Below are 26,663 nucleotides of genomic sequence, written 5' to 3'. Positions count from 1 at the left end.
CATGACCACGCTCTGAGCCGTGCTCAGGCCTCCCGGCTCCGGCGCTCGTGCAGCCGGAGCCGGGCGAGCAGGTCGGCCGGCCCGTCCTGCGTCCCGGCCGCTCTCGGCGTGCAGGGAGCCGCTACTCGGCCTCGACCGCGAGCGCCTCGCGGCGCGGCTTCAGCTCGTGCGGCAGCGCGAACACCAGTCGCTCCTCCGCGGCCTTGACCGTCTCCACGTCGGCGTACCCGCGGGTCGCCAGCCAGTCGAGCACCTCGCTGACCAGGATCTCCGGCACCGACGCGCCGCTGGTCACCCCGACCGTGCCGACGCCGGACAGCCAGGACTCATCGATCTCGGAGGCGAAGTCGACCAAGTGCGAGTCGCGGGCACCGGCCTCCAGGGCCACCTCGACCAGCCGCACCGAGTTCGAGGAGTTGGTGGAGCCGACGACCAGCACCAGGTCGCACTCGGCGGCCATCTGCTTCACGGCCTGCTGCCGGTTCTGCGTCGCGTAGCAGATGTCGTCGCTGGGCGGGCTCTGCAGACCGGGGAACCGGGTCTTCAGCGAGTCGACCGTGGCCAGCGTCTCGTCGACCGAGAGCGTGGTCTGGGAGAGCCAGACGACCTTCTCCGGGTCGCGCACCTGGACGTTGGCGACGTCCTCGGCGCCGTCGACGAGCTGGGTGTTCGACGGGGCCTCGCCCATCGTGCCCTCGACCTCTTCGTGCCCGCGGTGACCGATCAGCAGGATGTCGTAGTCGTCCTTGGCGAAGCGCTTGGCCTCCATGTGCACCTTGCTCACCAGCGGGCAGGTGGCGTCGATGGTCCGCAGCGACCGCTCCTGCGCCTCCGCCTTCACCGCCGGGGAGACCCCGTGGGCACTGAAGACGACGACCGCACCCTCGGGCACCTCGTCGGTCTCCTCCACGAACACCGCACCCCGGCGCTCCAGGGTCGCCACGACGTGCTTGTTGTGGACGATCTGCTTCCGGACGTAGACGGGGGCGCCGTGGATCTCCAGCGCCCGTTCGACGGCGATGACCGCCCGGTCCACGCCGGCGCAGTACCCCCGGGGATCGGCCAGCAGGACGCGTCCGCGCAGTTCAGCCATGACCCCATGGTAGGTGGGTCCGCCGCGCCGGACCGGCCCCCGCAGGCCGGAACGGGTGGCGCTGGACACGCCGGGACGGCGGGCGGTCCGCCCGGACGGGGGACGGCGCGGGTGGTCGGGCTGCCGGTGATCGCCACGTGCGGCACCCTGTGCCCCATGGCTCGAGAGATCCCCGAGGTGGTCCGCGCGGCAGCCGGACTGGCCGCCACCGTGCTCGATGAGGCACGCAAGCTCCCCACGACGTTGCCGGGGCTCCCGGTCCGGTTGATCGGGCAGGCCCTGCAGACCTCGCTGCACCTGCAGCAGCAGTACTCCGGGCTCGTGGCCCGCGGCGACGAGGTGCTCACCAGCCTGCGCGGCGACGCCGAGCCGGGGATGGCGACCTTCGACGACGACGTGGACGAGGCCCCGACCCCACCCCCGGCCCGGCCGGCCTCGGCCGGGCGCAGCTCGGCCTTCGACCGGGTCGTCCACCTCGACGACGACCTCGGTGAGGAGCCACCGGCCGAGGAACTCGCCGACGCGCTGGCCGACGACCTCGCCGCCGCCGACCTGCCGGTGGCCGACCCCGACGACCTCTCCGAGGACGTGGCGGCGGTGCTGGCGGCCAGTTCCGACGACACCGTCGCCGACCTGACCCCGGCCGAGGTCGCCGCGCTGCCCGACGACCCGGCCGCCGACGCGGTGACCGCGGTCGTCGACGAGCTGGCCGCCGAGGTCGCCGACGAGGTCGCGGCGGAGGTGCCCGACGCCGTCCCGGACGAGGTGCTCGAGGACCTCACCGCCGACACCGTCTCCGACGTCGCCGAGGAGGAGACCGAGATCGAGGAGGCGGTCGCCGACGAGCTCGTCGCCGAGCCCGCGGTGCCTGGCACCCCGCCCGCGGAGGTCCTCGCCGGCGGCGTGTCGACGCTGGACGACGTCACTCCCGAGCCGGTGCCCGGCCAGACCCAGATCGTCGACGACGCGGTGCCCGACGTCCCCGCGCTCGACGACGCGGCCGAGGAACTGGTCGACCTGGGCGGCCCGGAGGCCGCGGAGAGCGTCACTCCCGGCAGCGACGTCACCGACAGCGCCGCCAGCGACCCGCTGGTCCCCTCCGACGGGACCGAGCCGGCCGGCGACGGGGCGCCGGCCAGCCCGGTCGAGGGCTACGACTCCTTCAGCATCCCGGCGCTGCGCGGGCACCTGCGGGCCTACCCGACCGAGACCGTGGCCGACCTGCTCGACTACGAGCGGGCCACCCGCGCCCGGGCGCCCTACGTGACCCTGCTGCAGAACCGGCTGGAGAAGCTGAGCGCCGACCGCGGCTGAGCCGGTGGGAGGGGCGACGCAGGCAGGCGAGCAGGAGACGGTGGACGACCAGGGCACGGCAGGGCCGGCGGCGCCGGCACGGCACCGCCGACGCCGCCGGCTCCTGCTGCTGCTCGCCCTGGTGAGCGTGCTCGCCGTCGGCGGTGCGGTCTGGCTGCAGGGCGACGGGGAGGAGGGCGTCCCGATCGCCGAGGGCGGCCCCGCCACGACCGCCCCCACCACGGCCACCGCGACGCCTCCTCCCCCGGCACCCGAGCCCACGACCCCGCCGGCCTTCGACCGCACCCAGCTGTCGATCACCGACCCGGCGAGCAGCTGGGTGGTCGTCAACAAGGCCCGCCCGCTCAGCCCGATCGACTGGGCCCCGGCCGACCTGGTCCCGATCGGGAACGGGTACCAGCTGCGGGCGGAGGCGGCGCAGGCGATGGACGCGATGATCAGCGCCGCCGCGGCCCAGGGACTCGACCTGGGCGTGCAGAGCGCCTACCGGCCGTACGAGTACCAGGTGAGGCTCTTCAGCGCCCAGGTCAGCCGCTTCGGCGAGGAACGGGCCGAGGTGCAGGTGGCCCGGCCGGGGTACAGCGAGCACCAGACCGGGCTGGCGGCCGACGTCGGCGGGGGCGGCTGCGACATCGAGAGCTGCTTCGCCACCACGGCCGAGGGCCAGTGGGTGGCCGCGCACGCCGCCGAGTTCGGCTGGCTCGTGCGGTACCCCGAGGGCAGGCAGGACGTGACCGGGTTCAAGTACGAGCCCTGGCACGTCCGGTACGTGGGCGTCCCGCTGGCCACCGAGATGCAGCGCACCGGGGTGCCGACCATGGAGGAGTTCTTCGGCCTGCCCGCTGCCCCGGGCTACCCCGGCTGAGCCGGTCCCCGGCCGGGCCGGGCCCGGCTCACGAGGGCCGGGGAGGACGGGGTCCGCCGTCTGGCAGGCTCGGGCGGGTGACCAGTCCGTCGTCCCCCGAGTCGCCCTGGCCGGTGCGCACCGTGGCCCGGAAGGTGGCCGAGTGGATCGGCCGGCTGGGCGAGGTGTGGGTCGAGGGCCAGGTGGCGCAGCTGTCCCGGCGCGGCAACGCCGCCACGGTGTTCCTCACCCTGCGCGACCCGGCCGCGGACCTCTCGGTGCCGGTCACCTGCCACCGGGACGTCGCCGACCGGCCGGGCCTGGAGCTCACCGAGGGCTCCCGGGTGATCGTCCGCGCCCGCCCCGACTACTACGTCGCCCGCGGGTCCTTCTCGCTGCGCGCCACCGAGATCCGGGCGGTGGGCCTGGGTGAGCTGCTGGCCCGGATCGAGCGGATCCGCCGGCTGCTGGCCGCCGAGGGCCTGTTCGACGTCGTCCGCAAGCGCCCGCTGCCCTTCGCCCCCGCCGTCGTCGGCGTCATCACCGGGCGGGACAGCGCCGCCGAGCGCGACGTGCTGGTGACCGCCCGGCGGCGCTGGCCCGCGGTGCGCTTCGCGATGCACAACTGCGCCGTCCAGGGTCCGACGGCGGCCGAGTCGGTGATCGCCGGGCTGCAGCGGCTGGACGCCGACCCGACGGTGGAGGTGATCGTCATCGCCCGCGGCGGCGGGTCGGTCGAGGACCTGCTGCCCTTCTCCGACGAGGGCCTGGTCCGGGCGATCGCCGCCAGCCGCACCCCCGTCGTCACGGCGGTCGGGCACGAGACCGACACCACGCTGGTCGACCACGTGGCCGACGTCCGGGCGGCCACCCCCACCGACGCCGCCCACCGGGTCGTTCCGGAGATCGGCGAGCAGACGCGGCTGGTCGAGGGGCTGCGCGCCCGTGCCCGGCACCTGCTGGGCAGCCGGCTGGAACAGCAGGAACGCTGGCTGGAGTCCGTGCGCAGCCGTCCCGTGCTCGCCGACCCGCAGCGGCTGCTGGCCGGCCGGGCCGACGACGTCACCGCGCTCCGCGCCCGGGCCACCCGCACGCTGAGCCACCGGGTGGAGGGCGCCGAGCGCGACCTCGTGCACGCCCGCGCCCGGGTCGCGGCGCTCTCCCCGGCGGCGACGCTGGAGCGCGGCTACGCGGTGGTCCAGCGGGCGGACGGCGAACTGGTCCGCGACCCGGCCGGGGTGGCCGACGGCGAGCGGCTGCGGGTCCGGGTGGCCGGTGGCCGGCTCCCGGTGCGGGTCGACCGCACGACCGCCGGGGAGGATGGGGAACCGTGACCGAACAGCCCGAGCAGGCCGTCGAGCCGACCCAGACCTACGAGCAGGCCCGCGAGGAGCTCGCCGACGTGGTGCGCCGGCTGGAGTCCGGCGGCCTCACCCTCGAGGAGTCGCTGGCGCTCTGGGAGCGCGGCGAGCAGCTGGCCGAGCTGTGCCAGCACTGGCTCGACCGGGCCCGGGAACGCCTGGCCGCCGCCGCTCCCCCCGCTCAGGACCCGGGGGCGTAGGGCTCCAGCGAGCCGGCCAGCGTGGTCAGCTCCTCCTCCGTCGCCGAACCCGTGACCACCAGGGTGGCGCCGTCGGTGACCCGGGTCAGCGCCGTCTCCCCGCGCTGAGTCTCCAGCCGGTCCCAGGTCTGCCCGTCGACCTGCGCGGTGCCGTCGGCGGCCGCCCCGTCGAGGACGTCGGCGACCGCGTCGGCGCCCGGGTCGTCGCTGATCACGTAACCGGCGTACTCCTCGCCGGGGGTGAACCAGCCGATCTCCAGGGTGACCGGGTCACCGGCCTGCACCGACCCGGCGTCGGTCCGCACGCTCGTCGACCGCCACCCCTCGGGCAGGTCGGTCGGCACCAGCAGCTCGTAGCCGGCCAGTGCGGCGACCGCCCGCTGCGCGCTGGTGGGGTCGACGTCGCGGACCGGGTCCTCGGGGTTCTGCCGCAGAGCGGTGACGCCCACGATCACCAGGCAGATGACCAGCAGGGGCAGCAACGACCGGATCATGTTGGCCGGGGTGAAGCGCAGCATCCGGTCGCTGGCCGGGGAGGCGGCGGGGGCGGGGCCGCCGGCGTCGGGAGAGGCGCCGGTCGCGGCGTCGGTCACGGTGGCGGAGGGCTGGGCGGGCCGGGGCTGCTCGCCGTCCTGGCCGGTGTCGGGCATGCCCCTAGGATCGCAGCACCGCTCCACCACCCCGTCGAGCAGCGCCGCCCGGCGGCCCTCAGGAGGTCCCGTGTCCCTTCCCCTGCCCGATGGCCCGCTGAACCCACGGCCGGCCTCGACGCTGCGCACCGACCGCCCGGCGCCGGACCGCAACCTGGCACTGGAGCTCGTCCGGGTCACCGAGGCCGCCGCCCTGGCCGCCGGCCGTTGGGTCGGCCGCGGTGACAAGAACGGTGGGGACGGCGCCGCGGTCGACGCGATGCGCGCCCTCATCGGCACGGTGCACATGCGCGGCGTCGTCGTCATCGGGGAGGGCGAAAAGGACGAGGCCCCGATGCTCTACAACGGCGAGCACGTCGGCGACGGCTGGGGCAACGACTACGACGTCGCGGTCGACCCGATCGACGGCACCACGCTGATGGCCAAGGGCATGCCCAACGCGATCGCGGTGATGGCGGTGGCCGACCGGGGGGCGATGTACGACCCGTCCGCCGTCTTCTACATGGACAAGATCGCCACGGGGCCGGCCGCCGCCGACGTCGTCGACATCACCGCACCGGTGGCGGACAACATCCGCAAGGTGGCGAAGGCCAAGAGCAGCTCGGTGGGCGACGTGACGGTCTGCATCCTGGACCGGCCGCGGCACGAGACCCTGGTCCGGGAGGTGCGCGAGGCCGGCGCCCGGATCAAGTTCATCACCGACGGCGACGTCGCCGGGGCGATCGCCGCCGCCCAGGAGGGCACCGGTGTCGACCTGTTGATGGGCATCGGCGGCACGCCGGAGGGGATCATCACCGCCTGCGCCTTGAAGTGCATGGGCGGCGCGCTGCAGGGCCGGCTGTGGCCCAAGGACGACGCGGAACGGCAGCGCGCCCTGGACGCCGGCCACGACCTGGACCGGGTGCTCCTGATCGACGACCTGGTGGGCGGCGACGTCTTCTTCGTCGCCACCGGCATCACCGACGGCGAGCTGCTGCGCGGGGTGCGGTACCGCGCCGGCGGGGCGACCACCCAGTCGCTGGTGATGCGCTCGCGCTCGGGCACGATCCGCTCGATCGAGAGCCTGCACTCGCTGGAGAAGCTCAACCAGTACTCGGCCGTCCCCTTCGGCGACGACGAGGCCTGAACCGCCGGCCCGCGCCGCCCGGCTCAGCCGGCGGGCGGCGGGGCCGACCGGCGTTCGGCCAGCCGGTCCAGGACGGCCCGCCAGCGGCTGGGCGACTCCCCCGGCGCCAGGCTGCGGAGCTTCAGGTCGCCGAAGACCGTCCAACCCCGGACGACGACCCGCGGGGTCCCCGGGAGCCGGGGCACCGGCGCCAGCTGGGTCTTGCGGTCACCGAAGACCGTCCAGCCCTCGATCTCGGCGGCCACGCCCTCGCTGACGATCACCTCGACGTCGCCGAAGACCGTGCCCAGCTGCAGCGCCACGACCTCCTCGGAGGTGCGCAGGCCACGCAGATCGATCCGGACGTCGCCGAAGACGGTGCTCGCCCGCTCCGGCACGCTGGTGGTCGCGGTCAGCTTCACGTCGCCGAAGACGGTGGCGATCGTGCCCGTCGTCCGCTCGCCGACGACCTCCCCGAACGCCGGGACGGCCGACGTCGGCGCGGGCAGGTCGGCGAGCAGCTCCTCGAGGTCGGCCGTCGTCACCGCGGCGTAGGCGACGTCGGCCCGCTGGGTGAACTCGTCCACGTTGATCCGCCCCTCGCCGAGGGCGGTCTGCAACCGGGTGACGACCGCTTCGCGTTCGGCGTCGGAGGCACGGACCACGGGGACGGGACCGGGCTCCCCGGACTGCTGCTCGCTCATGCCGCGGACCCTAGCCGCGGGGCCGTCCCGCGGTGTCTAGGGTCGCTCCCGCAGGGCAACCACCACACCACACCGGGAGCGCAGCGTGGCCACCGACAACGACGGCGCGGAGTACCGCATCGAGCACGACTCCATGGGAGAGGTCCGCGTCCCCTCGTGGGCGAAGTGGCGCGCGCAGACCCAGCGGGCCGTGGAGAACTTCCCGATCTCCGGCACGCCCATCGAGCGTGAGCTGATCGGCGCGCTGGCAGCCATCAAGGGAGCCGCCGCCGCGGTGAACGCCTCCCTCGGCGTGCTGCCGCAGGACGTCGCCGACGCCGTCACCGAGGCGGCGGCGACCGTCGCCCGAGGGGACTGGGACGCGCACTTCCCGATCGACGTCTTCCAGACCGGGTCGGGCACGTCGAGCAACATGAACACCAACGAGGTCATCGCCACCCTGGCCACCGAGGCCCTCGGCTCGCCGGTGCACCCGAACGACCACGTCAACGCCTCACAGTCGTCCAACGACGTCTTCCCCTCGGCCATCCACGTCGCGGCGACCGGTGCCATCGTGCGCGACCTGGTGCCCGCATTGGAGCACCTGGCCGGCTCGCTGGAGCGCAAGGCCACCGAGTTCGCCCAGGTCGTCAAGAGCGGCCGCACGCACCTGATGGACGCCACCCCGGTGACCCTGGGGCAGGAGTTCGGCGGCTACGCGGCCGCCGTCCGCTACGGCATCGAGCGGCTGCACGCCTCGCTCCCCCGGATCGGTGAGCTCCCGCTGGGCGGCACCGCCGTCGGTACCGGCATCAACACCCCGCCCGGTTTCGCCGCGGCCATCATCGAGCGGCTGGCCGGCGAGCTGGACCTGCCGCTGTCGGAGGCGCGGGACCACTTCGAGGCACAGAGCTCCCGGGACGCCCTGGTCGAGGGCTCCGGCCAGCTCAAGACGATCGCCGTCGGGCTGATCAAGATCGCCAACGACCTGCGGTGGATGGGCTCCGGACCGCGCACCGGCCTGGGCGAGATCGCCCTGCCCGACCTGCAGCCGGGCAGCTCGATCATGCCGGGCAAGGTGAACCCGGTGATCCCCGAGGCGGTGATCCAGGTCGGCGCGCAGGTGATCGGCAACGACGCCGCCGTCACCTACGCCGGCACCACCGGCGTCTTCGAGCTCAACGTGACGCTGCCGCTGATGGCCCGGAACGTGCTGGAGTCGATCCGGCTGCTGGCCAACGTCAGCCGGCTGCTGGCCGACCGCTGCGTCGACGGCGTCACCGCCAACGTCGAGCAGTGCCGCACCTACGCCGAGTCCTCCCCCTCGATCGTCACGCCGCTGAACAAGTACATCGGCTACGAGGAGGCGGCCAAGGTCGCCAAGCAGTCGCTGGCGGAGCAGAAGACGATCCGCCAGGTCGTGGTCGAGCGCGGCTACGTGGAGCAGGGGAAGCTCACCGAGGAGCAGCTGGACGCCGCCCTCGACGTGCTGTCGATGACCCACCCCTGACGCCGACGACCGTCCCTCCACGGCCCCGTCACAGGTTCCTGCGGCGGGGCCGTGTCGCATCCCGACGAGAACTGAGTAGCGTCCAGACCTGATGAGCGAGACAGCGAACACCCCAGACGTAGCCCTGCGCTGGCCCGGCGGCGAACTGCCGCTCCGGGTCGTCCCCGCGACCGAGGGGTCCGAGGGAATCGACACGAGCAAGCTGCTGGCCACGACCGGCCAGGTCGCCCTGGACATCGGGTTCGTGAACACCGCGTCCTGCACCTCGGCGATCACCTACATCGACGGCGACCAGGGCATCCTGCGGTACCGCGGTTACCCGATCGACCAGCTGGCCGGCAAGGCGAGCTTCCTCGAGGTCTCCTACCTGCTGATCTACGGCGAGCTGCCGACGGCCGACCAGCTGGGGGAGTTCGACCAGCGGATCCGCCGGCACACCCTGCTGCACGAGGACCTCAAGGGGTTCTTCAACGGCTTCCCGCGCGACGCGCACCCGATGCCCGTGCTGTCCTCGGCGGTCAGCGCGCTGTCGACCTTCTACCAGGACTCGCTCGACCCCTTCAACCAGCAGCAGGTCGAGCTGTCGACCGTGCGCCTGCTGGCCAAGCTCCCGACCATCGCCGCCTACGCCTACAAGAAGTCGATCGGGCAGCCGTTCCTCTACCCGGACAACTCCCTGGGCCTGGTGGAGAACTTCCTGCGGATGACCTTCGGCTTCCCGGCCGAGCCGTACGAGGCCGACCCGGAGCTGGTCAAGGCGCTGGACATGCTGTTCGTGCTGCACGCCGACCACGAGCAGAACTGCTCCACCTCCACGGTCCGGCTGGTCGGCAGCTCGCAGGCCAACATGTTCGCCTCGGTCTCGGCCGGCATCAACGCGCTGTTCGGCCCGCTGCACGGCGGGGCGAACCAGTCGGTGCTGGAGATGCTCGAGGCGATCAAGGCCGACGGCGGTGACATCAACCGCTTCGTCGCGCGGGTGAAGGACAAGGAGCCCGGCGTCAAGCTGATGGGCTTCGGGCACCGGGTCTACAAGAACTACGACCCGCGCGCGGCCCTGGTGAAGGCGACCGCCGACACGGTGCTGGACAAGCTGGGCGGCAACAACGAGCTGCTCGACCTGGCCCGGCAGCTGGAGGAGATCGCGCTCTCCGACGACTACTTCGTCGAGCGCAAGCTCTACCCGAACGTCGACTTCTACACCGGGCTGATCTACCGGGCGATGGGCTTCCCGACCCGGATGTTCACCGTGCTGTTCGCGATCGGCCGGCTGCCCGGCTGGATCGCCCAGTGGCGGGAGATGATCGAGGACCCGGCCACGAAGATCGGCCGCCCGCGGCAGGTCTACACCGGCCCGGCCGAGCGCTCCTTCGTGGAGCTCGACAACCGGTAGCCACCGGATCGCACCACCCGAGGCCCCGCCGTCCTGTTGGACGGCGGGGCCTCGTCGTCTCCCCCCGAAGGGGTGAGCTGCACCCCCCGAACCGGTGAGAGACCTCCACCGGCCCGGCTGGCACGTCGATGGGATCAGGACAACGGGCGCCACCTGGCGGCCGGGCCGATCCGACGCAGCTGGGGGAACGACGGTGTCCGCACCACGCCCGCACGCTCCTGCGCGGCCCCGTGCCCGGTCCGCCACCGCCGGCCAGCCCGCACGGAAGCCATCCGTACGGAAGCCGCCCGCACAGCAGGCACCCGCCCGGAAGACGGCCGCGAGGAAGCCCGGGACCGGCACGGCGCAGGTCCGTCAGCCCACGGGGCGGAGACCGGTCCCCGCCGGCCGTCGTCCGGCTCCGGCCACCCGCGGACCGGCGCCCCGGCGTGCCCGCACCACCGGTGACCCGCGGCGCTGGTGGCACCGCCTGGCCGTCGTCGGCGGTGCGACGCTGGCCCTGATCGGCGTCCTGGCCGTCAGCGCCCAGCCGCCCACCGAGGCCGGCCAGGTGCCCGCACCGGCTGCCGCCAGCGAGGTGGCGGCCACCGCGGCGACCCTGGCGGACGCCGCCGCGCGCCACCGGGCCGCGCTGGCCGAGGCAGAGGCCCTCGACGCCCAGGCGCAGCAGGCTCGCGACGCCGGCACGGCCGCCCTGGCCGTGGTCACCGCGGACCGGACTGCCGTCGGTGCCCACGCGGCCACCACGTACCGGCGCAGTCCGGAGGAGCGCTGGCCGCTGGCACAGCTCTCCCTGCACCAGCCCGGTTCGACCTCCGACGTCCTGCACGCGCAGGGCCTGGCCGAGCTGCTGGCCGAGCAGCAGGACAGCTCGGTGGCCCGCGCCGCCCTGGCCGCCGTCCAGGCGGCGCAGCACACCGACACCGCCGCCGCGGCCGAGGCGGCCGCGGCGCAGGCGCGCGGCCGCGCCGCCGACGTGCTCACCGAGGTCCGCGCGATCGTCGCCGACCTCGACCCGACCGTGAGCGCCCAGTGGGCTGCGCTGTCGACGAGCGCCGCCGCGCCCGACCAGCAGGCACGCAACACCGCCGCGCTGACCGGCTGGCAGGACCACCTCGGCCGGCTGGCTGCGGCCGGCGTCACCCCGCCGCCCGCCGCGGCGCTGACCGACCCGGGGACGCTGCCGGCCGGGCTCGCCGCGCTGCGCGACCCCACGGGCGCACCGGTGCCGGGCGTGGCCACCACCTACGCCGCCGGCGGCACGCTCACCGTGCTCCCGGCCGAGACCGTCGCCGCGGTCAGCGCCGCCTTCGCCCAGCTCGGCAAGCCGTACCTGCTCGGGCAGCACGGGCCTGACGGGTACGACTGCGGTGGGCTCACCGCCACGGCCTGGGCCCAGGGCGGCGTCGGGCTGCCCACCGACCTGCCCGGCCAGTGGGCCCAGGGCACGCCGGTCCCGGCCGGCCAGCTCCAGGTGGGCGACCTGGTGTTCAGCACCGATCCGCGCAGCGGCCTGGACGACGTCGGCCTGTACGTGGGCGGCACGAGCGTGCTGTCCGCCTCGGCCGACCGGCATCAGGTGGCGGTGCGCGAACTGGCCGACCTGAGCACCGCCGTCCGGGTGTCGGTGCCGCCGGCCAGGCCCACGCCGGTGCCGGTCAGCGGCCCCGTCACGGCGACGTGCAGCGCTCCGCTGCCCGCCCCGGGCAGCGGCGCCGGGCCCGTGTCCGGCGCGTGGGGTGGATGGGCCAACGGGCAGATCCCCGCCGACCAGCTCTGCACGATCGGGAGCGGACACAGGTTGCGCTGTGACGCGGCGGCGGCCTACCGGGCGATGTCCGCGGCCTACGCGCAGGCCTTCGGCACCCCCTTGTGCATCACCGACTCCTACCGGTCGCTGGGCGCCCAGGTCGACGCGCACCACCGCAAGCCGAAGATCACCGCGGTGCCGGGGACCTCCAACCACGGCTGGGCCTTGGCGGTCGACCTCTGCGGCGGGATCAACGTCTTCGGCACCGCGCAGACGGCGTGGATGCAGCGCAACGCCGGCCACTTCGGCTGGCGGCACCCGGAGTGGGCGCGGGCGGGCGGGCAGAACCCGGAGCCGTGGCACTGGGAGTACGGCGAGCTGAGCTGACCGGCGGTCGGCCGGGCGGACGGGTCAGGCCCAGCCGAGGTCGGCCAGCTCCTGCCACGGCAGGGTGGCGCAGGCATCGGTCGCCTCCGCGACCAGCCGGCGCGCCACGGCGGCGTCCGCGCAGGCGACCGGCCGGTGGGGGGTGACGACGACGTGCATGTCGTGCAGCCGCAGCCCGGCGGTGGCCATCTCGGCGAGCAGCTCCTCGGGGCGCACCAGGACCGCGGTGTCCATGCCGGGCACGCCGGTCGAGGTCCACAGGCCCACCGGGCCCTCGACCCGGAGCGCGGTCCGGACGATCGCGGCCCGGCCCAGCGCCGCCGAGCGCACCTGGTGGACCAGGGGCAGCGTCGCGGTGCGGGACGGGCGCCAGGGCACGACCAGCTGCTCACGCGCGACCACCACCCGCCAGCCCAGCGCGGTGTGCCGGGCATCGGACCAGTCCAGGACGGCGACGCCGGTGGCGAGGGCCACCGGGTCGGGCACCGGGCGGCGGGCGAGCCAGGCACCCAGTGCGGTGGCGACCGACTCCGCCGTCACGGGCACCCGGGCACGGGTCATCTCCGCGGCGAGCTCGGCGAGCAGGACGCGGGTGCGACGACCGGTGTCGTCCAGCACCAGCATCGGGCCGCGGCCCGCCCCGTCCAGGACGCCGAGCTCCAGGTCCGGGTGGACACCCCGGTCGGCCAGCAGCTCCACGGCGGCCCACACGTCGGGCACCCGGACCTCGGCCCGGTTCAGTCGCTGGAGGAGCCCGGCGGGGGCGCCGAAGAGCGCTCCGGTCATGCGCTGCGTCCTCCGGTCAGGGCTTCTCGGGCCACGGTCGCCAGACCGGGCAGGGACAACACGCTCGCCAGTTCGACGGCGGACAGCCGCACCGGGACGACGTCGTCGGACCAGCCGGTGGCCCGGCGGACGCGCGCGGTGGGTGCGGGCCAGACGACCTCGCGGGCGGCGGCCACGTGCAGTTCGGTGAGGACCTCGCCCAGGTGGACGGCGGCGACCGGGTGCAGCGGTCCGCCGTCGAGCGCAGCCCGCACGACCCGCTCGACCTCGAGCCGGTCCGGACTGCTCAGCCAGTGCGGCACCAGGACCGCCTGCGCCGGGTCCTCGACCGGGGGGCCGCTCACTCCTCCACCGCCGGACGCTGGGCCCGGGCTGGACGACCGGCTCCCGCAGTGCGGCGAGTGGGCTCCGGCGCGTTCACGACTTGGATATCGGCAGGTGAGAGGGCCAATGGACCCGGATCGCAACCTTTTCCGCCCGCCGTCGCCAGCTTCCGGCCACCGGGCCGCAGCACGTGCCGGCGGCCCGGCAGAGCTCAGCCGCCCAGCTCGGCGAGCCGGTCCTTGAGGGCCTTCTCGGCGCGGTCGGCGTGCACGTTCATGTTGCGCACCGACGTGCCCAGGTCGGCCGACAGCTGTGTCTTGGTCTGCCCGCCCCAGGTCGTCAGGTACCAGGTCGCCCAGCCCAGCACGTTCGGCTGCGCCGCCCGCTGGTCCCGACGGGCGGTCGGGTCGGGGGCGCACGCGGCGGTCAGGGCGTGCGACAGCAGGCTCTGCTCGGCCTCGCCCATGATCTCGTCGGGCACCTCGGCGCTGTCGGGGACGACGAACTCCACCGTGTCGGCCCCACCGTCCAGGGACTGCAGGTTGCGCAGGCCGTTCAGGGTGGCGACGGTCTGGGAGTTGCGGCGCAGCGTGGCCACGCTCTGGCCCATGTAGGCAGCCAGCTCCTTCTCGCTGGGCCGGCGCTGGTGCTCCGCGGTGAACGCGGCCACCGCCTTCTGCTGCTTGTTCTCCGTGTCGGCCGCGGTCCGGCCGTAGGCGTTGCGCCCCAGGTCATGGACCCACTTGGAGAGCTGGGTCGCCAGGAAGGCGCCGAAGGGGACGGACTTGGTCTCGTCGTACTGGCTCACCGCCTTCAGGACCCACTCGGCCACCTGCTGGTCGACGTCGTCGTTGTCGGGCAGGTGCAGCCGGATCGTGCTCATGTTCCGCTGCAGGCGCTTGAGGCTGACCCGGCAGTAGTGCCGGCACAGCCCGTCGAGGAAGGTGGCCGGCAGGTCGCGGGGTGCCCGGCGGCGCACGCCGGTCTCCGGCCGCAGCCCGACCGTCGCGTAGCCCTCGGCGGCGCACCAGGCACGGATCACGCCGGCGAGCTCCTCGGACGTCCCTGTCTCGCCGTCGACCCGGTACAGACCGTCGCCCTCGTCGTAGGTCACCGTGACCTCGGCCGGCAGGGCCGCCCGGAAGGTGTCCAGCGGCAGCTCCCGGTCGGTGCGGAAGTGCACCCGGTCGCGGGGGGTGATCGGGGCCAGCGCCCAGCCCTCGGCCTCGGTGAGCCCACCGAAGACGAGCGGCTCACGGGTCCGGGCGGGGTCGGTGGCGAGCTGGGTGGTGAGCATGTCCTGGGACACCGGTCCTCCTGAGGGGAAGTGCAGGTGGGCTGGGGTGGGGCGTGCCTGGGCGTGTTGCGGCGGCGAGCGCGGACTCGGCCCTCGGTGGGCCGACTGCGTCCGGCCTCAGACGAGGGCGGGCACCCCGCGGCGCACGGGGGCGTGGACGCTGTCACCGGAGGGACGGCGCGGCGAGGGGATGCGCGGGGCGGGGACCCGCGGCGCCGGCATGCGGGGCCGGGGCGTCTCGACGGCCTCGAGCACGCCGGCGGCCGCTGCGCGCTCGACCTCGTTCGGCTCGGCGACGTACACCGGCATGAAGTCGTAGAGGTCGGTGAAGAGCCCGTCCACGAAGGCGTAGGCGGCCTGCGCCTGGTCGGAGAACTTCGCGATCAGCTCGCGCGGGCCGAGCTCGACGCCGACGGTGATCCGGACGGCGCGGTCGTCGCCGCTGAGGCCGGTCAGCGCGAAGGCCACCGACTCGTGCCGGGCGGCCAGCGCCGCGAGGGCGGCGAGGCACCGGCGGGTGGCCGGCCGGCGGGGGCGCAGCTGGACGTGCACCACGACCGTCTCCGACCAGGCCGCGCCGGCGGCCGGCTCACCGAAGGAGCCGTCGACGGCATCACAGGGACGCAGGTCGTCGGCGCCGGACGGCCCGACGCGCAGGTCGACCGACAGCTCGACGCCGTCTGCCGGGCCCGATGCGAGTGCGCTGAGTTCCATGTTCGTCTCCCCCTGTAACCGTGGTGCTGTGGGGAGAGACTTGCGCACGATCATGGCCGCCGACGGCGAGACTCGCCGCCCTGTGACTACTGTGACGGACGGGGTGAGCTGTTATTGAGGCGTATCGGCCACCTCTATGGCACTACTCGCCAGTTGGCTGGTCCGGTGCTGGTGCAAATGCCGACAACGCGGCCATCGCGTCTGCGGCCACCTCGGCGGCGAGGCTCTGCGCCTCGGCGATCTGCTTGTAGACCTCTTCACGGTGGATCGTCACCTCGCGGGGGGCCTTGAAGCCCAGCCGCACGGTTCCGCCGCGGACCTCGACGACGTAGACCTCGATGTCCTCGCCGATCCGGATGCTCTCGCCGACGCTGCGGGTGAGAGTGAGCATGGGTACCCCTCCATGGGTTCGTGTGGGCCGTCCGTGGCATCGCCCCGCCGGTCGGCGGGACCGGGCGCGCCCACCCGGGTGGGCGCGCCCTGCTCTTGCTCTCTCGGCAGGTTGACCCCGGGAAGGGGCCACCTGCCGACGATCAGCGCAGGAAGTCCAGCAGAGTGGGCTGGATGGCCTTCGCGGTGGCCCCCAGCGCGGCCTCGTAGCCGACCTGCTGCATCTGCAGGTTCATGATCGTCTTGGGCAGGTCCACGTTCTCGATGACCGAGGACCGGCTGGTCAGCGACAGCTGCAGGTCCTTGTTCACCTGCTGGGCCGTCTCGATCCGGTTGGTGCGCGTACCGATGTCCGCCGCCGCCGTCAGCATCCGGTTCAGCACGGCGTCCAGGTCGTCGAGGTGCCCGGCGAGGGCGGCCGGGTCGTCGACCAGGTCGGTGGCGATGGACTGGACGACGGAGAACAGGTCACCGGTCGCCGGGTCGCCGAAGGCCTCCGGCCCGGTGAGGTCGACCCGGATCGTGTCGGCGTCGGACACCTGGCGGTTGACCGGGACCACCGGCATCGGCGGCACGGTGGTGCCACCGAAGCCCTGGTAGGCGCCGGTCGTGACGTCGTACGCCGTCGACCCGCTGGTCACCCCGCCGAAGACGGGCACGCCCTGGACCGTGGTGTTGGCCAGGCCCAGCAGGCTCTCGCGGATCCCGGCGACCTCGGTCTGGTAGGCGGCACGGGAGGGTCCGGACAGGGCGCCGTCGTTGAGGCCGGCCACCGTCTTCGCCCGGACGCTCTGCACCTGCTTGATCATGTTCTGCAGGGCGGAGTCCGTCGCGTCGAGCAGGCCGATCCCGTCGTTGATGTTCCGGGCGTACTGCGCGGCACCGGCGAGCTCCTGGCGGGTCTGCATCGCCGCGTTCGTGCCGGTGGGGTCGTCGGAGGGCTTGTTGATCGTCTTGCCCGACGTCAGCTGGGCCTGCAGCTTGGAGATGGCCTCCTGGTTGCGGTTGAGGCCCTGCAGTGCGGTGACGGCGAGCGAGCGCTGGGTGATCCGCATCAGGTCACAGCCCCACTCGGCCGGTGCGGTTGATCAGCACGTCGAGCGTCTCGTCGATGGTGGTGATCATCCGCGCGGCGGCGGAGTAGGCGTGCTGGAACTGCAGCATGTTCGTCATCTCCTCGTCGAGGTTGACCCCCGAGACGGACTCGCGGGACGCGTCCACCTGCGCGGCGACCACCGTCTGGGTCTGCAGGTTGCTCGTGGCCACCGACGCCTCGACGCCGAGGTCGACGATCAGCTGCCGGTAGGCGACGGCCGCCCCGGTGTCCGCCCGCGCCATGGCGGCCAGCTTCGCGGCGTTGCCGGCGTCGGCCGACGGCCTGGCGGCGACGGCCGGCGGTCCTGCGACCGCCGGGATCGGCGCCATCGACGCGGCGGCGAGCTTCGCCGGATCGGTGATCAGCAGGGTGATGTTCGCTGCGGTGACCGGGACGGCCGGCACGGTCCCCGAACCGAACATCGGGCCGCCGGGGGCGCCGTTCTTGTCGTAGGCGTCCGGACCGGCGTGCACGGCGTTGACCTGGGCGGCCAGCTGCTGGGCGACCGCGTCCAGCTTCTGCTGGTACCGCGGGATCGTCTGGCTCAGCGCCGTCAGCGCACCGCCCGCCGTGCCACCGAGGGCGAGCCGGGTGCCGCCCGGGTCGGTGACGAACGAGGGGTCCGTGGCCGTGGCCTCGGCGGGCACCTCGGTGCCGACGACCCGGATGCCGATCGCCGAGACCCCGGAGACCAGCATCGCGCCGGCGACGGAGACGTCGACCTGCCCGTCGTCACCGGGGCTGGACGTGGCACCGATGGCGGTGGCCAGGTCCTTGACCAGCCCGTCCCGCTTGTCGGCCAGCTCGTTGACCGGCAGGCCGGCCTGGGTCGCCCGCTTGATCGCCCGGTTCAGGTCGGCGATCGACTGGGTCTTCGCGTTCACGTCCTGCGCCAACGTGTCGAGGCTGTCGCGGGTCTGGGTCCACTGCTTGTCCAGGTTGGCGCTCGTGGTGTGCAGCTCGGCGACCAGCGTGGCCGTCTTCTGCAGCACGGCCGTGCGGGCGCCGTCCTCGGTCGGGTGGTTGGCGACGTCGCCCCAGGCGGTGAAGACGCCGGTGAGCTTCGCCTGGATGCCGGTCTCGCCGGGCTCGCGGAAGGCCTGCTCGATCTGCGCGAGGGTGGCGTCCTGAGCGGTCATCCGGGCGGTCGAGGCGGACTCGATCTGCGCCCGGCTCTCCAGGAAGCCGTCCCGGATGCGGATCACCTTGTCGGCGTCGACGCCCTGGCCGACCTGGTTGCTGACCGCGTACATCGCCGGGACGGCGTTGCCACCGATCGACTGCAGTTCCGCCCGCTGGCGGGAGTAGCCCGGGGTGTTGACGTTGGCGATGTTCTGCCCGGTGACGTCCAGCCCGCGCTGCTGCGCCCACAGGGCCGTGGTCGCCGTGTTCAGACCGGAGAACGAGCTCACAGCGCACCGTCCAGGGTGACCGAGCGGTAGGCGTTGCCGGCCGCGCGGCCGGACTGGGTGTACGTGCCGGCCGCGGTGTTCGGCTGGGTGGTGTTCAGGGCGTCGTTGATGACGGCCAGGCCGCTCTCGATCAGCTCCTTGTTGGTGTCGGAGAGCCCGCGGAGCTCCGAGACGAGGAGCAGGAGGGCCTCGTGGTGCTTGGCGTAGAGGTCGTCCCACGGGGCGGGGGCCGAGTCGGCGAGCTGGCGCAGCGAGGGGTTGGCCTCCAGCCCCAGCCGGCCGGCGATCTGCTCGGTGGCCGCGGCCCGCTCGAGCTCGAGGGTCCGCAGCTGCTCCAGGACCACCTCGATCTCGTGGGCGATCCGGGCCAGCCACCGGCTCTTGCCGGTGACGATGAGGTACTGCTTCTCCTCGGCCTTGAAGAGCAGGAGGTCCAGCAGTTCCTGCTCTCGCCAGAGCAACGTCGACAGGTGCTGGTGGTCCATGCCGGCCTTTCCGTCGTCGTGTGCAGCCCGTCGTGCAGGCCTGGGCCCACCGGGACCGGCGGGCGCTGTCGATCTCCACTTCGGCACCCGGCGGCGCCCGGTCAAGCCGAGATGGCTCGAGGTCACCCGGAAATGTGTCGATGGCGGTGCCACGTGGGCGGCGGTCAGCCGAGAAGGAGGGCGTGACCGCAGCCCGCCCCGCAGTGAGTGAGCGCCGACCCGCCGACGTCGACGCGCTGGTGACCACCCATCTCGCGCTCGCCCAGTTCGCGGTGAACGCAGTGGCCTCGCGCATCTCGCTGCCCAGCCACGTCAGCCGGGACGACCTCCTCTCCTGCGCCAGCGTCGCGCTGGTGGAGGTGGCCCGCCGCTTCGACCCGACCGCCGGGGCGACCTTCGCCACCTATGCCCTGCCGCGCCTGCAGGGCGCCGTCCTGGACGAGCTGCGCTCCGGCGACTGGGCCAGCCGCTCGGTCCGGGCCGCGGCGCGGCGCACGGACGCGGCGACCGATGCGCTGACGATCAGCCTGGGCCGCCCGCCGACGAAGGAGGAGCTGGCCGCCAGCCTCGGCGTCCAGCGCTCGGAGCTGGACTCCCTGCAGATCGACGTGCACCGGGCCGTGATGGTGAGCATGGACGCCGAGACCGGCACCGACGGCGGCTCGCTCGACCTGCCCGACACCGGTGACTCCCCGGAGCGCGCACTGCTGCGCGGGGAGCGGGCCCGGCACCTGCACGAGGCGATCCGCGCCCTCCCCGACAAGCTCGACGAGGTCGTGGAGCGCAACTTCTTCGGCGACGAGTCCCTCACCGACATCGCCGACTCCCTCGGCGTGACCCTGTCCCGTGTCTCGCAGATGCGGGCCCGCGCGCTCACCCTGCTGCACGCCGCGATGAGCGAGATCTGGGACGGCACCGCCGTCCCCGCCGACGGTGGCGTGCGCGCCCGCAACCAGCAGCGCGCCTACGTCGAGCGGGTCGCCGCCCGCCAGTCCGCCGGCTGGACCGCGGCGACCCCTCCCCCGTTCCCGGTGCCCCAGCCACGTGGCCGGGCCCGGCGCGGCTGGGTGGTCCCCGAGCGCGGCGCAGCCGCCCAGCCCGCCTGAGCCGCCGCCCGGCTCCAGTCACATCCACACCACGGACCTCACCCGTTCGGGTTGAGACCGGGTCCTCCGGACCGTAGAAGAGATCGATCCCGCCGCACGGCTGCGGCGGTTCCTTCTCGTTCCCGGTCCACGGAGGGCCCGCATGAGCCTGGTCGTCAACAGCAACATCGCCGGGCTGAACTCAGCCCGCGTCCTCGGCATCGCCGATCGGCAACAGAGCACGTCGATCGAGCGGCTCTCCTCCGGCCTGCGGATCAACCGCGCCGCCGACGACGCCGCCAGCCTGGGGATCGCCGAGGGCCTGCGCACCCAGATCGGCGGGCTCAAGGTCGCGCTGCGCAACAGCCAGGACGGCATCTCGGTGCTGCAGACCGCCGAGGGCGCGCTCACCGAGACCCACTCCCTGCTCCACCGGATGCGGGACCTCGCCGTCCAGGCGGCGAACACCGGCGGGCTGGACGACGCAGCCCGGGCGAACGTGCAGACCGAGATCGGGCAGCTGCGGGCCGAGCTCGACCGGATCGCGGAGACGACGTCCTTCAACGGCCGCACGCTCCTGGACGGCAGTTACCGCGGGACCTTCCAGGTGGGCGCGGACGCGGGGCACACGATCACCGTCGGCTTCGGGCCGGCGATGAGCGCGGCCGGCCTGGGGGTCGCCGGCGTGGACGTCACCGCCGCCGGCACCGGCGGGACGACGGCCTCGGCGACCACCGCCGCCGCCGGGGGCACCGCCTCCTCGGTCACTCTCGGCACCGCGACCCTCACCGCCGCCGACTTCGACTCCCTCAGCGGGTCCGTCAGCCTCGGTGGCCGCACCCTGGACCTGGGGTCGCTCCGGTTCGGCCCGTCCGACACCGCCACCGAGAAGCTGGCCCAGGTCGACGCGGCCCTGACGGCGACCTTCGGCGCCGGTTCCGTCACGGCCGCGAACTCAGGCGGGCTGGTGCTCACCGGCACGGCCCCGCCGCCCGGCGCCTCGGCCCAGGACCTGGCCGCCGCGACCGTCGTCTTCGAACCCGCCTCGGGGGCGTCCCGGGCGCTCGGGGCGATCGACGCGGCGATCGGGCAGGTCTCCACCGCCCGCGCCGAGCTCGGTGCCGCGCAGAACCGGTTCGAGCACAACATCGCCAAGCTCGGCGTGGCGCTGGACAACACCGCGGCCTCGGAGAGCCGGATCCGGGACACCGACATCGCCGCGGAGATGACCACGGTCAGCCGGGCGTCGATCCTCACCCAGGCCGGCACGGCGATGGCGGCCCAGGCGAACCAGACCCCGCGCGGGGTGCTGCAGCTGCTGAGCTGACCGGGTCTCCCACCCGAACGGGGGACATCGCCGCGGGGCCCTCAAGGACTCCCGGACCCGCTCCGTTGACAGGGGTACGAAGGCCACGGCACGGATGCCGCGGTCACCCCGTCCAAGGAGGAACACCATGGGTCTGTCCGTGAACAACAACATCGCGGCGATGAACTCGTACCGCAACCTGTCCTCGACCGACAGCCAGATGGCCAAGTCGCTGGAGAAGCTGTCCTCCGGCTTCCGGATCAACCGCGCCGCCGACGACGCGGCGGGCCTGGCCATCTCCGAGGGCCTGCGCTCGCAGATCGGTGGCTTCAAGGTCGCGGTCCGCAACACCCAGGACGGTGTCTCGGTCGTGCAGACCGCTGAAGGTGCGCTCACCGAGACGCACAAGATCCTCCAGCGCATGCGCGACCTGTCGGTGCAGGCCTCCAACGAGGGCTCGCTGAACGCCGACGCGAAGAAGAACATCCAGTCCGAGGTCGGGCAGCTCAAGTCCGAGCTGGACCGGATCGCCAGCACCACGACCTTCAACGGCAAGAAGCTGCTCGACGGCAACTACTCCACCACCTTCCAGGTGGGCGCCAACTCCGGTGAGACCATCGCGGTCAACATCGGCACGGCGATGGGTGCCGCCGGGCTGAAGGTCGGCGGCGTCGACGTCACCGGTGCCGGGCTGTACACCAACAACGCCACCTCGGGCACCGCCGGTGGGGTCACCACGACCAACGCCACCAGCGGCACCAACGCTGACCTGGTGATCACCAAGGCCACCAACGAGGCCGACTTCGCCGGTGCCAGCGGCGCCGCCTCGGCGTTCGAGAACCTGTCGGGCAACATCAGCTTCGGTGGCAAGACCTTCGACCTGGGTGCGGTGGACTACTCCGGTGCCGCAGCCGGCGGCACCGACGGCGTCACCAGCGCCGGCGAGGCCCTGACGGCGCTGAACACCGCCGCCAAGGCCGCCCTCGGCGTGACCAGCGACGTCTTCACCGCCTCCGGTGGCTCGCTGACCTTCCAGGTCAACGACCCCGTCGAGGGCTACACCGGCGCAGCCGGCGTCGCCCTGGGCGGCACCAGCGTCACGGCGGCCCAGATCTCGGCGGCCACGCCGACCTTCACCGCCGCCACCGGTGCGACCGACGCGATCGACAAGATCGACGCGGCGATCAAGTCGGTCTCCACCACTCGCGCCGACCTGGGTGCCATCCAGAACCGGTTCGAGCACACCATCAACAACCTCAACGTCGCCGTCGAGAACCTGACCGCGTCCGAGAGCCGGATCCGCGACACCGACATGGCCCAGGAGATGACCAACTTCACCCGGACCCAGATCCTGACCCAGGCCGGCACCGCGATGCTGGCCCAGGCCAACCAGGCCCCGCAGGGCATCCTCCGCCTGCTGGGCTGATCCACCCGCACCAGCTGAGCACCACCCGGTGAGAGGGGGAGACCTCCGGGTCTCCCCCTCTCCTCCGCGCGCCCGCGACCGCGGGTGGACCGGGCCCGAAATCAGTCCCGCGTTCGGGTCAACACCGGCTCAGTCCCAGCCGTAACAGGGAGTGCAACACCCCGCAGCACGGATGCAGCGGATGTCCCTGTAGGCCCCTTCCAAGGAGGAACACCATGGGTCTGAGCGTCAACAACAACATCGCGGCGATGAACTCGTACCGCAACCTGTCGGTCACCGACAGTCAGATGAGCAAGTCGCTGGAGAAGCTCTCCTCCGGCTTCCGGATCAACCGCGCCGCCGACGACGCGGCGGGCCTGGCCATCTCCGAGGGCCTCCGCTCGCAGATCGGTGGCCTCAAGGTCGCCGTCCGGAACACCCAGGACGGCGTCTCGGTCGTGCAGACCGCTGAAGGTGCGCTCACCGAGACGCACAAGATCCTCCAGCGCATGCGCGACCTGTCGGTGCAGGCGTCCAACGAGGGCAGCCTGAACGGCGACGCCAAGAAGAACATCCAGTCCGAGATCGGGCAGCTCAAGTCCGAGCTCGACCGGATCGCCAGCACCACCACGTTCAACGGCAAGAAGCTGCTGGACGGCAACTACAAGACCACGTTCCAGGTGGGCGCCAACTCCGGTGAGACCATCGCGGTCAACATCGGCACGGCGATGGGCAGCGCCGGGCTGAAGGTCGGCGGCGTCGACGTCACCGGCACCGGCGAGTACACCAACAACGCCACCTCGGGCACCGCCGGCGGGGTCACCACGACCAACGCCAGCAGCGGCTCCAACGCCGACCTGGTCATCACCAAGGCCACCGGCGAGGCCGACTTCGGGGGCGCCAGCGGCGCCGCCTCGGCCTACGACAACCTGAGCGGCACGATCAGCTTCGGTGGCAAGACGTTCGACCTCAACTCGGTCGACTACTCCGTCGGCACCGCAGACGCCGACGACAACGGCACCGTCAGCAGCGGTGAGGCCCTCACCGCCCTGAACACCGCCGCCAAGTCCGCCCTCGGGCTCAAGGACACCGCCGCCGTCTTCACCGCCTCCGGTGGCTCGCTGACCTTCCAGGTCAACGAGGCCGTCGAGGGCTACACCGGCGCCGCCGGCATCGCCCTCGGCACCACCCCGACCGCCGCCCAGGTCTCCTCGGCGACCGCCACCTTCACCGCCGCCACCGGTGCGACCGAAGCCATCGACGCCATCGATGCCGCGATCAAGTCGGTCTCCACCACTCGCGCCGACCTGGGTGCCATCCAGAACCGGTTCGAGCACACCATCAACAACCTCAACGTCGCCGTCGAGAACCTGTCGGCGTCCGAGAGCCGGATCCGCGACACCGACATGGCCCAGGAGATGACGAACTTCACCCGTACGCAGATCCTGACCCAGGCCGGCACCGCGATGCTGGCCCAGGCCAACCAGGCTCCGCAGGGCATCCTGAAGCTGCTGGGCTGATCCACCCGCACCGCCTGAGCGCCACCCGGTGAGGGGGGAGGTCCCCGGGCCTCCCCCCTCACTGCACTCACCGTCCCGAGCACCGGAGGTACCCCATGGCAGGCATGAGCGTGAGCACCGGTCTCATCTCGGGCATCGACTACCAGAGCATGATCAGCCAGCTGATGCAGGTGGAGGCGAACCCGCAGAGCCTGCTGAAGAACCAGCTGACCGCGACGCAGTCCGACGCGACCGCATACCGCGCCGTCAACACCCGGTTCGACACGCTCCGCTCGGCCGCCGCGGCCTTGAGCGACCCGGCGGCATGGACCGCCACCAAGGCCAGCAGCTCCTCCACCGCGGTCACCGCGACCGCCGGCCCAGCGGCCGTAGCCGGGTCGGTCACCTTCGCCGTCGACCGGCTCGCCACCTCCCACTCGATGATCACCGACGCCACCTGGACGGGCACCGACCAGGCATACGGCGCCGGCTCGATCTCGATCACCAGCGGCGGCACGACCACCGCCGTCACGATCACCTCCTCCACCGCGGGCGACCCCTCGCTCGCCGACGCGGTCGCGGCCATCAACGCCGACCCGAAGGCCGGCGTCACCGCCACCGCGGTGCAGGTGAGCACGGGCAGCTACCGGCTCCAGCTCACCGCGAAGGCCTCCGGCACGGACGCCGTCTTCACGATCGGCGACAACACCGGCTACAAGCCGGTCGTCGACGGGGTGGACGCGAAGCTCACCGTGGGCACCGGCACCGGCAAGTACGAGGTCACCTCGGCGACCAACACCTTCACCGGTCTGATGGCCGACACCACCTTCACGGTCTCGAAGGCCGACCCGGCCGCCCTGGTCACGGTCTCGGTGGCCAAGGACCCGGGTGCCACCGCGGCGAAGGTGAAGAACCTCATCGACGCGGCGAACGGCCTGCTCGACGCGATCACCTCCTACACCGACCCCAAGAGCACGACGGCCCTGCTCAAGGGCGACAGCACCCTGCGTGGCCTGGCCAACGACATCCTCGACGTCGTCTCCAGCGCGGTCGGCGGCGCTTCGGCCTCGATCGCCGGTGTGCAGACCACCCGGGACGGCAAGCTCACCTTCGACACGGCGGTGTTCACGGCCAAGCTGGCCAGCGACCCCACGATCGTGCAGGACCTCTTCAGCAAGAAGACGATCACGAGCACCGGTGCGGACGGGATCAGCGGCAACGCCGACGACGTGACCGCGCCGGTGGGGATCGCCGCCCGACTGGAGGCGCTGGCCAAGGGTGCGTCGGACGCCACCACCGGGTCGCTCACCCTGCTGGCCAAGAGCCAGGACCGGCTCGCCACGGACCTGACCGAACGCATCGCCGACTGGGACACCCGGCTGGCCATGCGCAAGGACACGATCACCCGCCAGTTCACCGCCATGGAGAAGGCCCTGGGCACGATGCAGAACCAGGCTGCCTGGCTCAGCTCACAGATCGCCGGCCTGCCCTCCTGGTCGAAGTCCTCCAAGTAGTCCTGACCCGCTGCCGCGCTGATCCACTGGAGATCCGAACCCGATGAGCACCGCTTCTCTCCGCGCCCGTTACCTGGGCGACACGGTCACCACCGCCTCCCCGCAGCGACTCCTGGTGATGCTGTACGACCGCCTCGCCCTGGACCTCGAGCGCGGGCACGCCGCCCTGACCGCGGGTGACCGTGACGCGGCGACCGAGCAGCTGCAGCACGCCCAGGACGTCGTCTTCGGGTTGCTGGAGAGCCTCCAGGTCGACGCCTGGGACGGCGCTCCGCGGCTGGCCGCCCTCTACAACTGGCTGATCACCGAGCTCGGCCAGGCGATCCTCAAGGCCGACCTGCGCCGGGTCGCCGACTGCCGCAAGATCGTCGAGCCGTTGCGCGACGCGTGGCGGGAGGCCGCGGCCTCCCTCGCAGCGGCTCCCGCGTGACCGGCGGCCCGCCCGCCGGGCGGAACCGGGTCGGGGACGTCCCCGCCCTGACCAGCGGGCGGAACTGGCCGGCGGTGCTGGACGCGCTCGAGGGCGACGTGTACGAGGCCGAGGAGACCCTCGCCCGCGGCCGGGCGGAGGAGATCGCGGCCTGGGGCCGCCGGTCCACCGATTGGATCCCGCCGAGCAACCTCGGCCCGCTGCCCGACGACCTGCGCGAGCGCGCCGCTCGGCTGCTGCAGCACCAGCTGGCGGTCGCCGAGGCGCTGGTCGAGCGGATCACCCAGTCGCAGAAGCAGCGCGACGTCGCCGCCCGGATGTCCTACGCACCGACCCGGCCGGTCGCCTCCTTCATCGACCGGGTGCTCTGACCCCACCCGCACCGCCGGCACTCCCCCGTCCCCCGGGGCCGAAGACGCGACTTCGGCCCCGGGGGACGTGTGCGTTGTGTGACTGGACGCGCCCGATCGGGTGCACGTGGTCATGCCAGCTGCTGCCGCTGCCGATGACTCAAGGGCACGGAACGCACCAACTTCGCCACGGATCGGCGGCCCCCTCGCTCCCAGGTTCCCCTGTGAGCGCGTCCCGCCGTACCCGGAGGTACCTCGTGCTCCGTCGCTCCCTGCTGGG

General features: G+C 73.1%; 26 protein-coding genes. 15 read left to right on the top strand and 11 right to left on the bottom strand.

Annotated features, from left to right (window positions below):
- Nucleotides 1-121: 121 nt before the first annotated feature.
- A complete protein-coding gene (locus tag O2W20_RS14465) occupies nucleotides 122-1,093 on the bottom strand; it encodes a 4-hydroxy-3-methylbut-2-enyl diphosphate reductase (RefSeq protein WP_269171932.1) in 972 nt (323 codons plus the stop codon).
- A 156-nt stretch (nucleotides 1,094-1,249) separates the two neighbouring features.
- Between O2W20_RS14465 and O2W20_RS14460 the strand changes: the two genes are divergently transcribed.
- From O2W20_RS14460 to O2W20_RS14445, 4 genes are all read left to right on the top strand, one after another.
- Nucleotides 1,250-2,407: a lipid droplet-associated protein gene (locus O2W20_RS14460; RefSeq protein ID WP_269171933.1), complete on the top strand. Its 1,158-nt coding sequence runs from the start codon at nucleotides 1,250-1,252 to the stop codon at nucleotides 2,405-2,407.
- Nucleotides 2,408-2,447: 40 nt separating this feature from the next.
- The gene (locus O2W20_RS14455) at nucleotides 2,448-3,272 is read left to right on the top strand and encodes a M15 family metallopeptidase (protein ID WP_269171934.1); all 825 of its coding nucleotides are present in this window, start codon (nucleotides 2,448-2,450) and stop codon (nucleotides 3,270-3,272) included.
- Nucleotides 3,273-3,349: 77 nt separating this feature from the next.
- On the top strand, nucleotides 3,350-4,585 hold the full coding sequence (xseA, locus tag O2W20_RS14450) for an exodeoxyribonuclease VII large subunit (protein ID WP_269171935.1): 1,236 nt from the start codon (nucleotides 3,350-3,352) through the stop codon (nucleotides 4,583-4,585).
- A complete protein-coding gene (locus O2W20_RS14445; protein ID WP_269171936.1) occupies nucleotides 4,582-4,812 on the top strand; it encodes an exodeoxyribonuclease VII small subunit in 231 nt (76 codons plus the stop codon). Before xseA ends, O2W20_RS14445 begins: the two co-directional genes overlap by 4 nt.
- Here O2W20_RS14445 and O2W20_RS14440 read toward each other — a convergent pair.
- Nucleotides 4,794-5,462: a DUF4245 domain-containing protein gene (locus tag O2W20_RS14440; protein ID WP_269171937.1), complete on the bottom strand. Its 669-nt coding sequence runs from the start codon at nucleotides 5,460-5,462 to the stop codon at nucleotides 4,794-4,796. The two genes, O2W20_RS14445 and O2W20_RS14440, sit on opposite strands and share 19 nt — an antisense overlap.
- Before the next feature lie 70 nt (nucleotides 5,463-5,532).
- Here O2W20_RS14440 and glpX point away from each other — a divergent pair, with 70 nt between their 5' ends.
- Nucleotides 5,533-6,588 carry a class II fructose-bisphosphatase gene (gene glpX / locus O2W20_RS14435; RefSeq protein WP_269160037.1) on the top strand — a complete coding sequence of 352 codons (1,056 nt, stop codon included), beginning with the start codon at nucleotides 5,533-5,535 and terminating at the stop codon, nucleotides 6,586-6,588.
- 23 nt (nucleotides 6,589-6,611) lie between these two features.
- Here the strand turns inward: glpX and O2W20_RS14430 are convergent, their stop codons facing one another.
- The gene (locus O2W20_RS14430) at nucleotides 6,612-7,271 is read right to left on the bottom strand and encodes a DUF1707 SHOCT-like domain-containing protein (RefSeq protein ID WP_269171938.1); all 660 of its coding nucleotides are present in this window, start codon (nucleotides 7,269-7,271) and stop codon (nucleotides 6,612-6,614) included.
- Nucleotides 7,272-7,356: 85 nt separating this feature from the next.
- Between O2W20_RS14430 and O2W20_RS14425 the strand changes: the two genes are divergently transcribed.
- From O2W20_RS14425 to O2W20_RS14415, 3 genes are all read left to right on the top strand, one after another.
- Entirely contained in the window at nucleotides 7,357-8,760 is a 1,404-nt protein-coding gene (locus tag O2W20_RS14425) for a class II fumarate hydratase (RefSeq protein WP_269171939.1), read from the top strand.
- Nucleotides 8,761-8,851: 91 nt separating this feature from the next.
- Nucleotides 8,852-10,153 carry a citrate synthase gene (locus tag O2W20_RS14420; RefSeq protein WP_269171940.1) on the top strand — a complete coding sequence of 434 codons (1,302 nt, stop codon included), beginning with the start codon at nucleotides 8,852-8,854 and terminating at the stop codon, nucleotides 10,151-10,153.
- 550 nt (nucleotides 10,154-10,703) lie between these two features.
- On the top strand, nucleotides 10,704-12,290 hold the full coding sequence (locus tag O2W20_RS14415; RefSeq protein ID WP_269171941.1) for an NlpC/P60 family protein: 1,587 nt from the start codon (nucleotides 10,704-10,706) through the stop codon (nucleotides 12,288-12,290).
- Nucleotides 12,291-12,314: 24 nt separating this feature from the next.
- Here O2W20_RS14415 and O2W20_RS14410 read toward each other — a convergent pair whose 3' ends face one another.
- The 8 genes from O2W20_RS14410 to O2W20_RS14375 all read right to left on the bottom strand — a co-directional run bounded on the left by O2W20_RS14410 (nucleotide 12,315) and on the right by O2W20_RS14375 (nucleotide 18,794).
- On the bottom strand, nucleotides 12,315-13,076 hold the full coding sequence (locus tag O2W20_RS14410) for a hypothetical protein (RefSeq protein WP_269171942.1): 762 nt from the start codon (nucleotides 13,074-13,076) through the stop codon (nucleotides 12,315-12,317).
- A complete protein-coding gene (locus O2W20_RS14405) occupies nucleotides 13,073-13,420 on the bottom strand; it encodes a hypothetical protein (RefSeq protein ID WP_269171943.1) in 348 nt (115 codons plus the stop codon). The genes O2W20_RS14410 and O2W20_RS14405 overlap by 4 nt, the downstream gene beginning before the upstream one ends.
- Nucleotides 13,421-13,611: 191 nt before the next feature.
- Nucleotides 13,612-14,709 (bottom strand): flagellar biosynthesis protein FliA, encoded by a 1,098-nt coding sequence (locus tag O2W20_RS14400; protein WP_269171944.1) that lies wholly within the window; start codon nucleotides 14,707-14,709, stop codon nucleotides 13,612-13,614.
- 105 nt (nucleotides 14,710-14,814) lie between these two features.
- Entirely contained in the window at nucleotides 14,815-15,411 is a 597-nt protein-coding gene (locus tag O2W20_RS14395) for a hypothetical protein (RefSeq protein ID WP_269171945.1), read from the bottom strand.
- A gap of 142 nt (nucleotides 15,412-15,553) precedes the next feature.
- On the bottom strand, nucleotides 15,554-15,802 hold the full coding sequence (gene csrA / locus O2W20_RS14390; protein WP_269171946.1) for a carbon storage regulator CsrA: 249 nt from the start codon (nucleotides 15,800-15,802) through the stop codon (nucleotides 15,554-15,556).
- 142 nt (nucleotides 15,803-15,944) lie between these two features.
- Entirely contained in the window at nucleotides 15,945-16,856 is a 912-nt protein-coding gene (gene flgL, locus O2W20_RS14385) for a flagellar hook-associated protein FlgL (RefSeq protein ID WP_269171947.1), read from the bottom strand.
- Between the two features lie 4 nt (nucleotides 16,857-16,860).
- On the bottom strand, nucleotides 16,861-18,309 hold the full coding sequence (flgK, locus tag O2W20_RS14380) for a flagellar hook-associated protein FlgK (RefSeq protein ID WP_269171948.1): 1,449 nt from the start codon (nucleotides 18,307-18,309) through the stop codon (nucleotides 16,861-16,863).
- Nucleotides 18,306-18,794 carry a flagellar protein FlgN gene (locus tag O2W20_RS14375; protein ID WP_269171949.1) on the bottom strand — a complete coding sequence of 163 codons (489 nt, stop codon included), beginning with the start codon at nucleotides 18,792-18,794 and terminating at the stop codon, nucleotides 18,306-18,308. The genes flgK and O2W20_RS14375 overlap by 4 nt, the downstream gene beginning before the upstream one ends.
- Nucleotides 18,795-18,976: 182 nt before the next feature.
- On the opposite strand from O2W20_RS14375, the gene O2W20_RS14370 reads away from it, so the two are divergent.
- The 7 genes from O2W20_RS14370 to O2W20_RS14340 all read left to right on the top strand — a co-directional run bounded on the left by O2W20_RS14370 (nucleotide 18,977) and on the right by O2W20_RS14340 (nucleotide 26,404).
- Nucleotides 18,977-19,900, top strand: coding sequence for a sigma-70 family RNA polymerase sigma factor (locus tag O2W20_RS14370; RefSeq protein WP_269171950.1), 924 nt, complete (start codon nucleotides 18,977-18,979; stop codon nucleotides 19,898-19,900).
- A gap of 142 nt (nucleotides 19,901-20,042) precedes the next feature.
- A complete protein-coding gene (locus O2W20_RS14365) occupies nucleotides 20,043-21,206 on the top strand; it encodes a flagellin N-terminal helical domain-containing protein (protein WP_269171951.1) in 1,164 nt (387 codons plus the stop codon).
- A 127-nt stretch (nucleotides 21,207-21,333) separates the two neighbouring features.
- Nucleotides 21,334-22,611 (top strand): flagellin N-terminal helical domain-containing protein, encoded by a 1,278-nt coding sequence (locus O2W20_RS14360; RefSeq protein WP_269171952.1) that lies wholly within the window; start codon nucleotides 21,334-21,336, stop codon nucleotides 22,609-22,611.
- Nucleotides 22,612-22,826: 215 nt separating this feature from the next.
- A complete protein-coding gene (locus tag O2W20_RS14355; protein ID WP_269171953.1) occupies nucleotides 22,827-24,110 on the top strand; it encodes a flagellin N-terminal helical domain-containing protein in 1,284 nt (427 codons plus the stop codon).
- Between the two features lie 104 nt (nucleotides 24,111-24,214).
- The gene (fliD, locus tag O2W20_RS14350) at nucleotides 24,215-25,603 is read left to right on the top strand and encodes a flagellar filament capping protein FliD (protein ID WP_269171954.1); all 1,389 of its coding nucleotides are present in this window, start codon (nucleotides 24,215-24,217) and stop codon (nucleotides 25,601-25,603) included.
- Nucleotides 25,604-25,646: 43 nt separating this feature from the next.
- On the top strand, nucleotides 25,647-26,033 hold the full coding sequence (gene fliS, locus O2W20_RS14345) for a flagellar export chaperone FliS (protein WP_269171955.1): 387 nt from the start codon (nucleotides 25,647-25,649) through the stop codon (nucleotides 26,031-26,033).
- Nucleotides 26,030-26,404 carry a hypothetical protein gene (locus O2W20_RS14340; RefSeq protein WP_269171956.1) on the top strand — a complete coding sequence of 125 codons (375 nt, stop codon included), beginning with the start codon at nucleotides 26,030-26,032 and terminating at the stop codon, nucleotides 26,402-26,404. The genes fliS and O2W20_RS14340 overlap by 4 nt, the downstream gene beginning before the upstream one ends.
- Nucleotides 26,405-26,663 lie beyond the last annotated feature (259 nt).

The sequence above is a fragment of the Modestobacter sp. VKM Ac-2982 genome (assembly GCF_026967935.1).
In the GTDB taxonomy this organism is placed as follows: domain Bacteria; phylum Actinomycetota; class Actinomycetes; order Mycobacteriales; family Geodermatophilaceae; genus Modestobacter.
The sequence above is the reverse complement of the archived record's forward strand: the minus strand, read 5'-3'. Positions and strand labels throughout refer to the sequence as shown.

Bases quoted from the DNA above. Each gene is read 5' to 3' on its own strand.
- O2W20_RS14430 (WP_269171938.1), bottom strand. From the start codon at position 7,271: ATGAGCGAGCAGCAGTCCGGGGAGCCCGGTCCCGTCCCCGTGGTCCGT.
- O2W20_RS14375 (WP_269171949.1), bottom strand. From the start codon at position 18,794: ATGGACCACCAGCACCTGTCGACGTTGCTCTGGCGAGAGCAGGAACTG.
- fliD (WP_269171954.1), top strand. From the start codon at position 24,215: ATGAGCGTGAGCACCGGTCTCATCTCGGGCATCGACTACCAGAGCATG.
- O2W20_RS14420 (WP_269171940.1), top strand. From the start codon at position 8,852: ATGAGCGAGACAGCGAACACCCCAGACGTAGCCCTGCGCTGGCCCGGC.
- flgL (WP_269171947.1), bottom strand. From the start codon at position 16,856: ATGCGGATCACCCAGCGCTCGCTCGCCGTCACCGCACTGCAGGGCCTC.
- fliS (WP_269171955.1), top strand. From the start codon at position 25,647: ATGAGCACCGCTTCTCTCCGCGCCCGTTACCTGGGCGACACGGTCACC.
- O2W20_RS14355 (WP_269171953.1), top strand. From the start codon at position 22,827: ATGGGTCTGAGCGTCAACAACAACATCGCGGCGATGAACTCGTACCGC.
- O2W20_RS14440 (WP_269171937.1), bottom strand. From the start codon at position 5,462: ATGCCCGACACCGGCCAGGACGGCGAGCAGCCCCGGCCCGCCCAGCCC.
- O2W20_RS14360 (WP_269171952.1), top strand. From the start codon at position 21,334: ATGGGTCTGTCCGTGAACAACAACATCGCGGCGATGAACTCGTACCGC.
- O2W20_RS14410 (WP_269171942.1), bottom strand. From the start codon at position 13,076: ATGACCGGAGCGCTCTTCGGCGCCCCCGCCGGGCTCCTCCAGCGACTG.
- O2W20_RS14365 (WP_269171951.1), top strand. From the start codon at position 20,043: ATGAGCCTGGTCGTCAACAGCAACATCGCCGGGCTGAACTCAGCCCGC.
- O2W20_RS14395 (WP_269171945.1), bottom strand. From the start codon at position 15,411: ATGGAACTCAGCGCACTCGCATCGGGCCCGGCAGACGGCGTCGAGCTG.
- O2W20_RS14460 (WP_269171933.1), top strand. From the start codon at position 1,250: ATGGCTCGAGAGATCCCCGAGGTGGTCCGCGCGGCAGCCGGACTGGCC.
- O2W20_RS14465 (WP_269171932.1), bottom strand. From the start codon at position 1,093: ATGGCTGAACTGCGCGGACGCGTCCTGCTGGCCGATCCCCGGGGGTAC.
- csrA (WP_269171946.1), bottom strand. From the start codon at position 15,802: ATGCTCACTCTCACCCGCAGCGTCGGCGAGAGCATCCGGATCGGCGAG.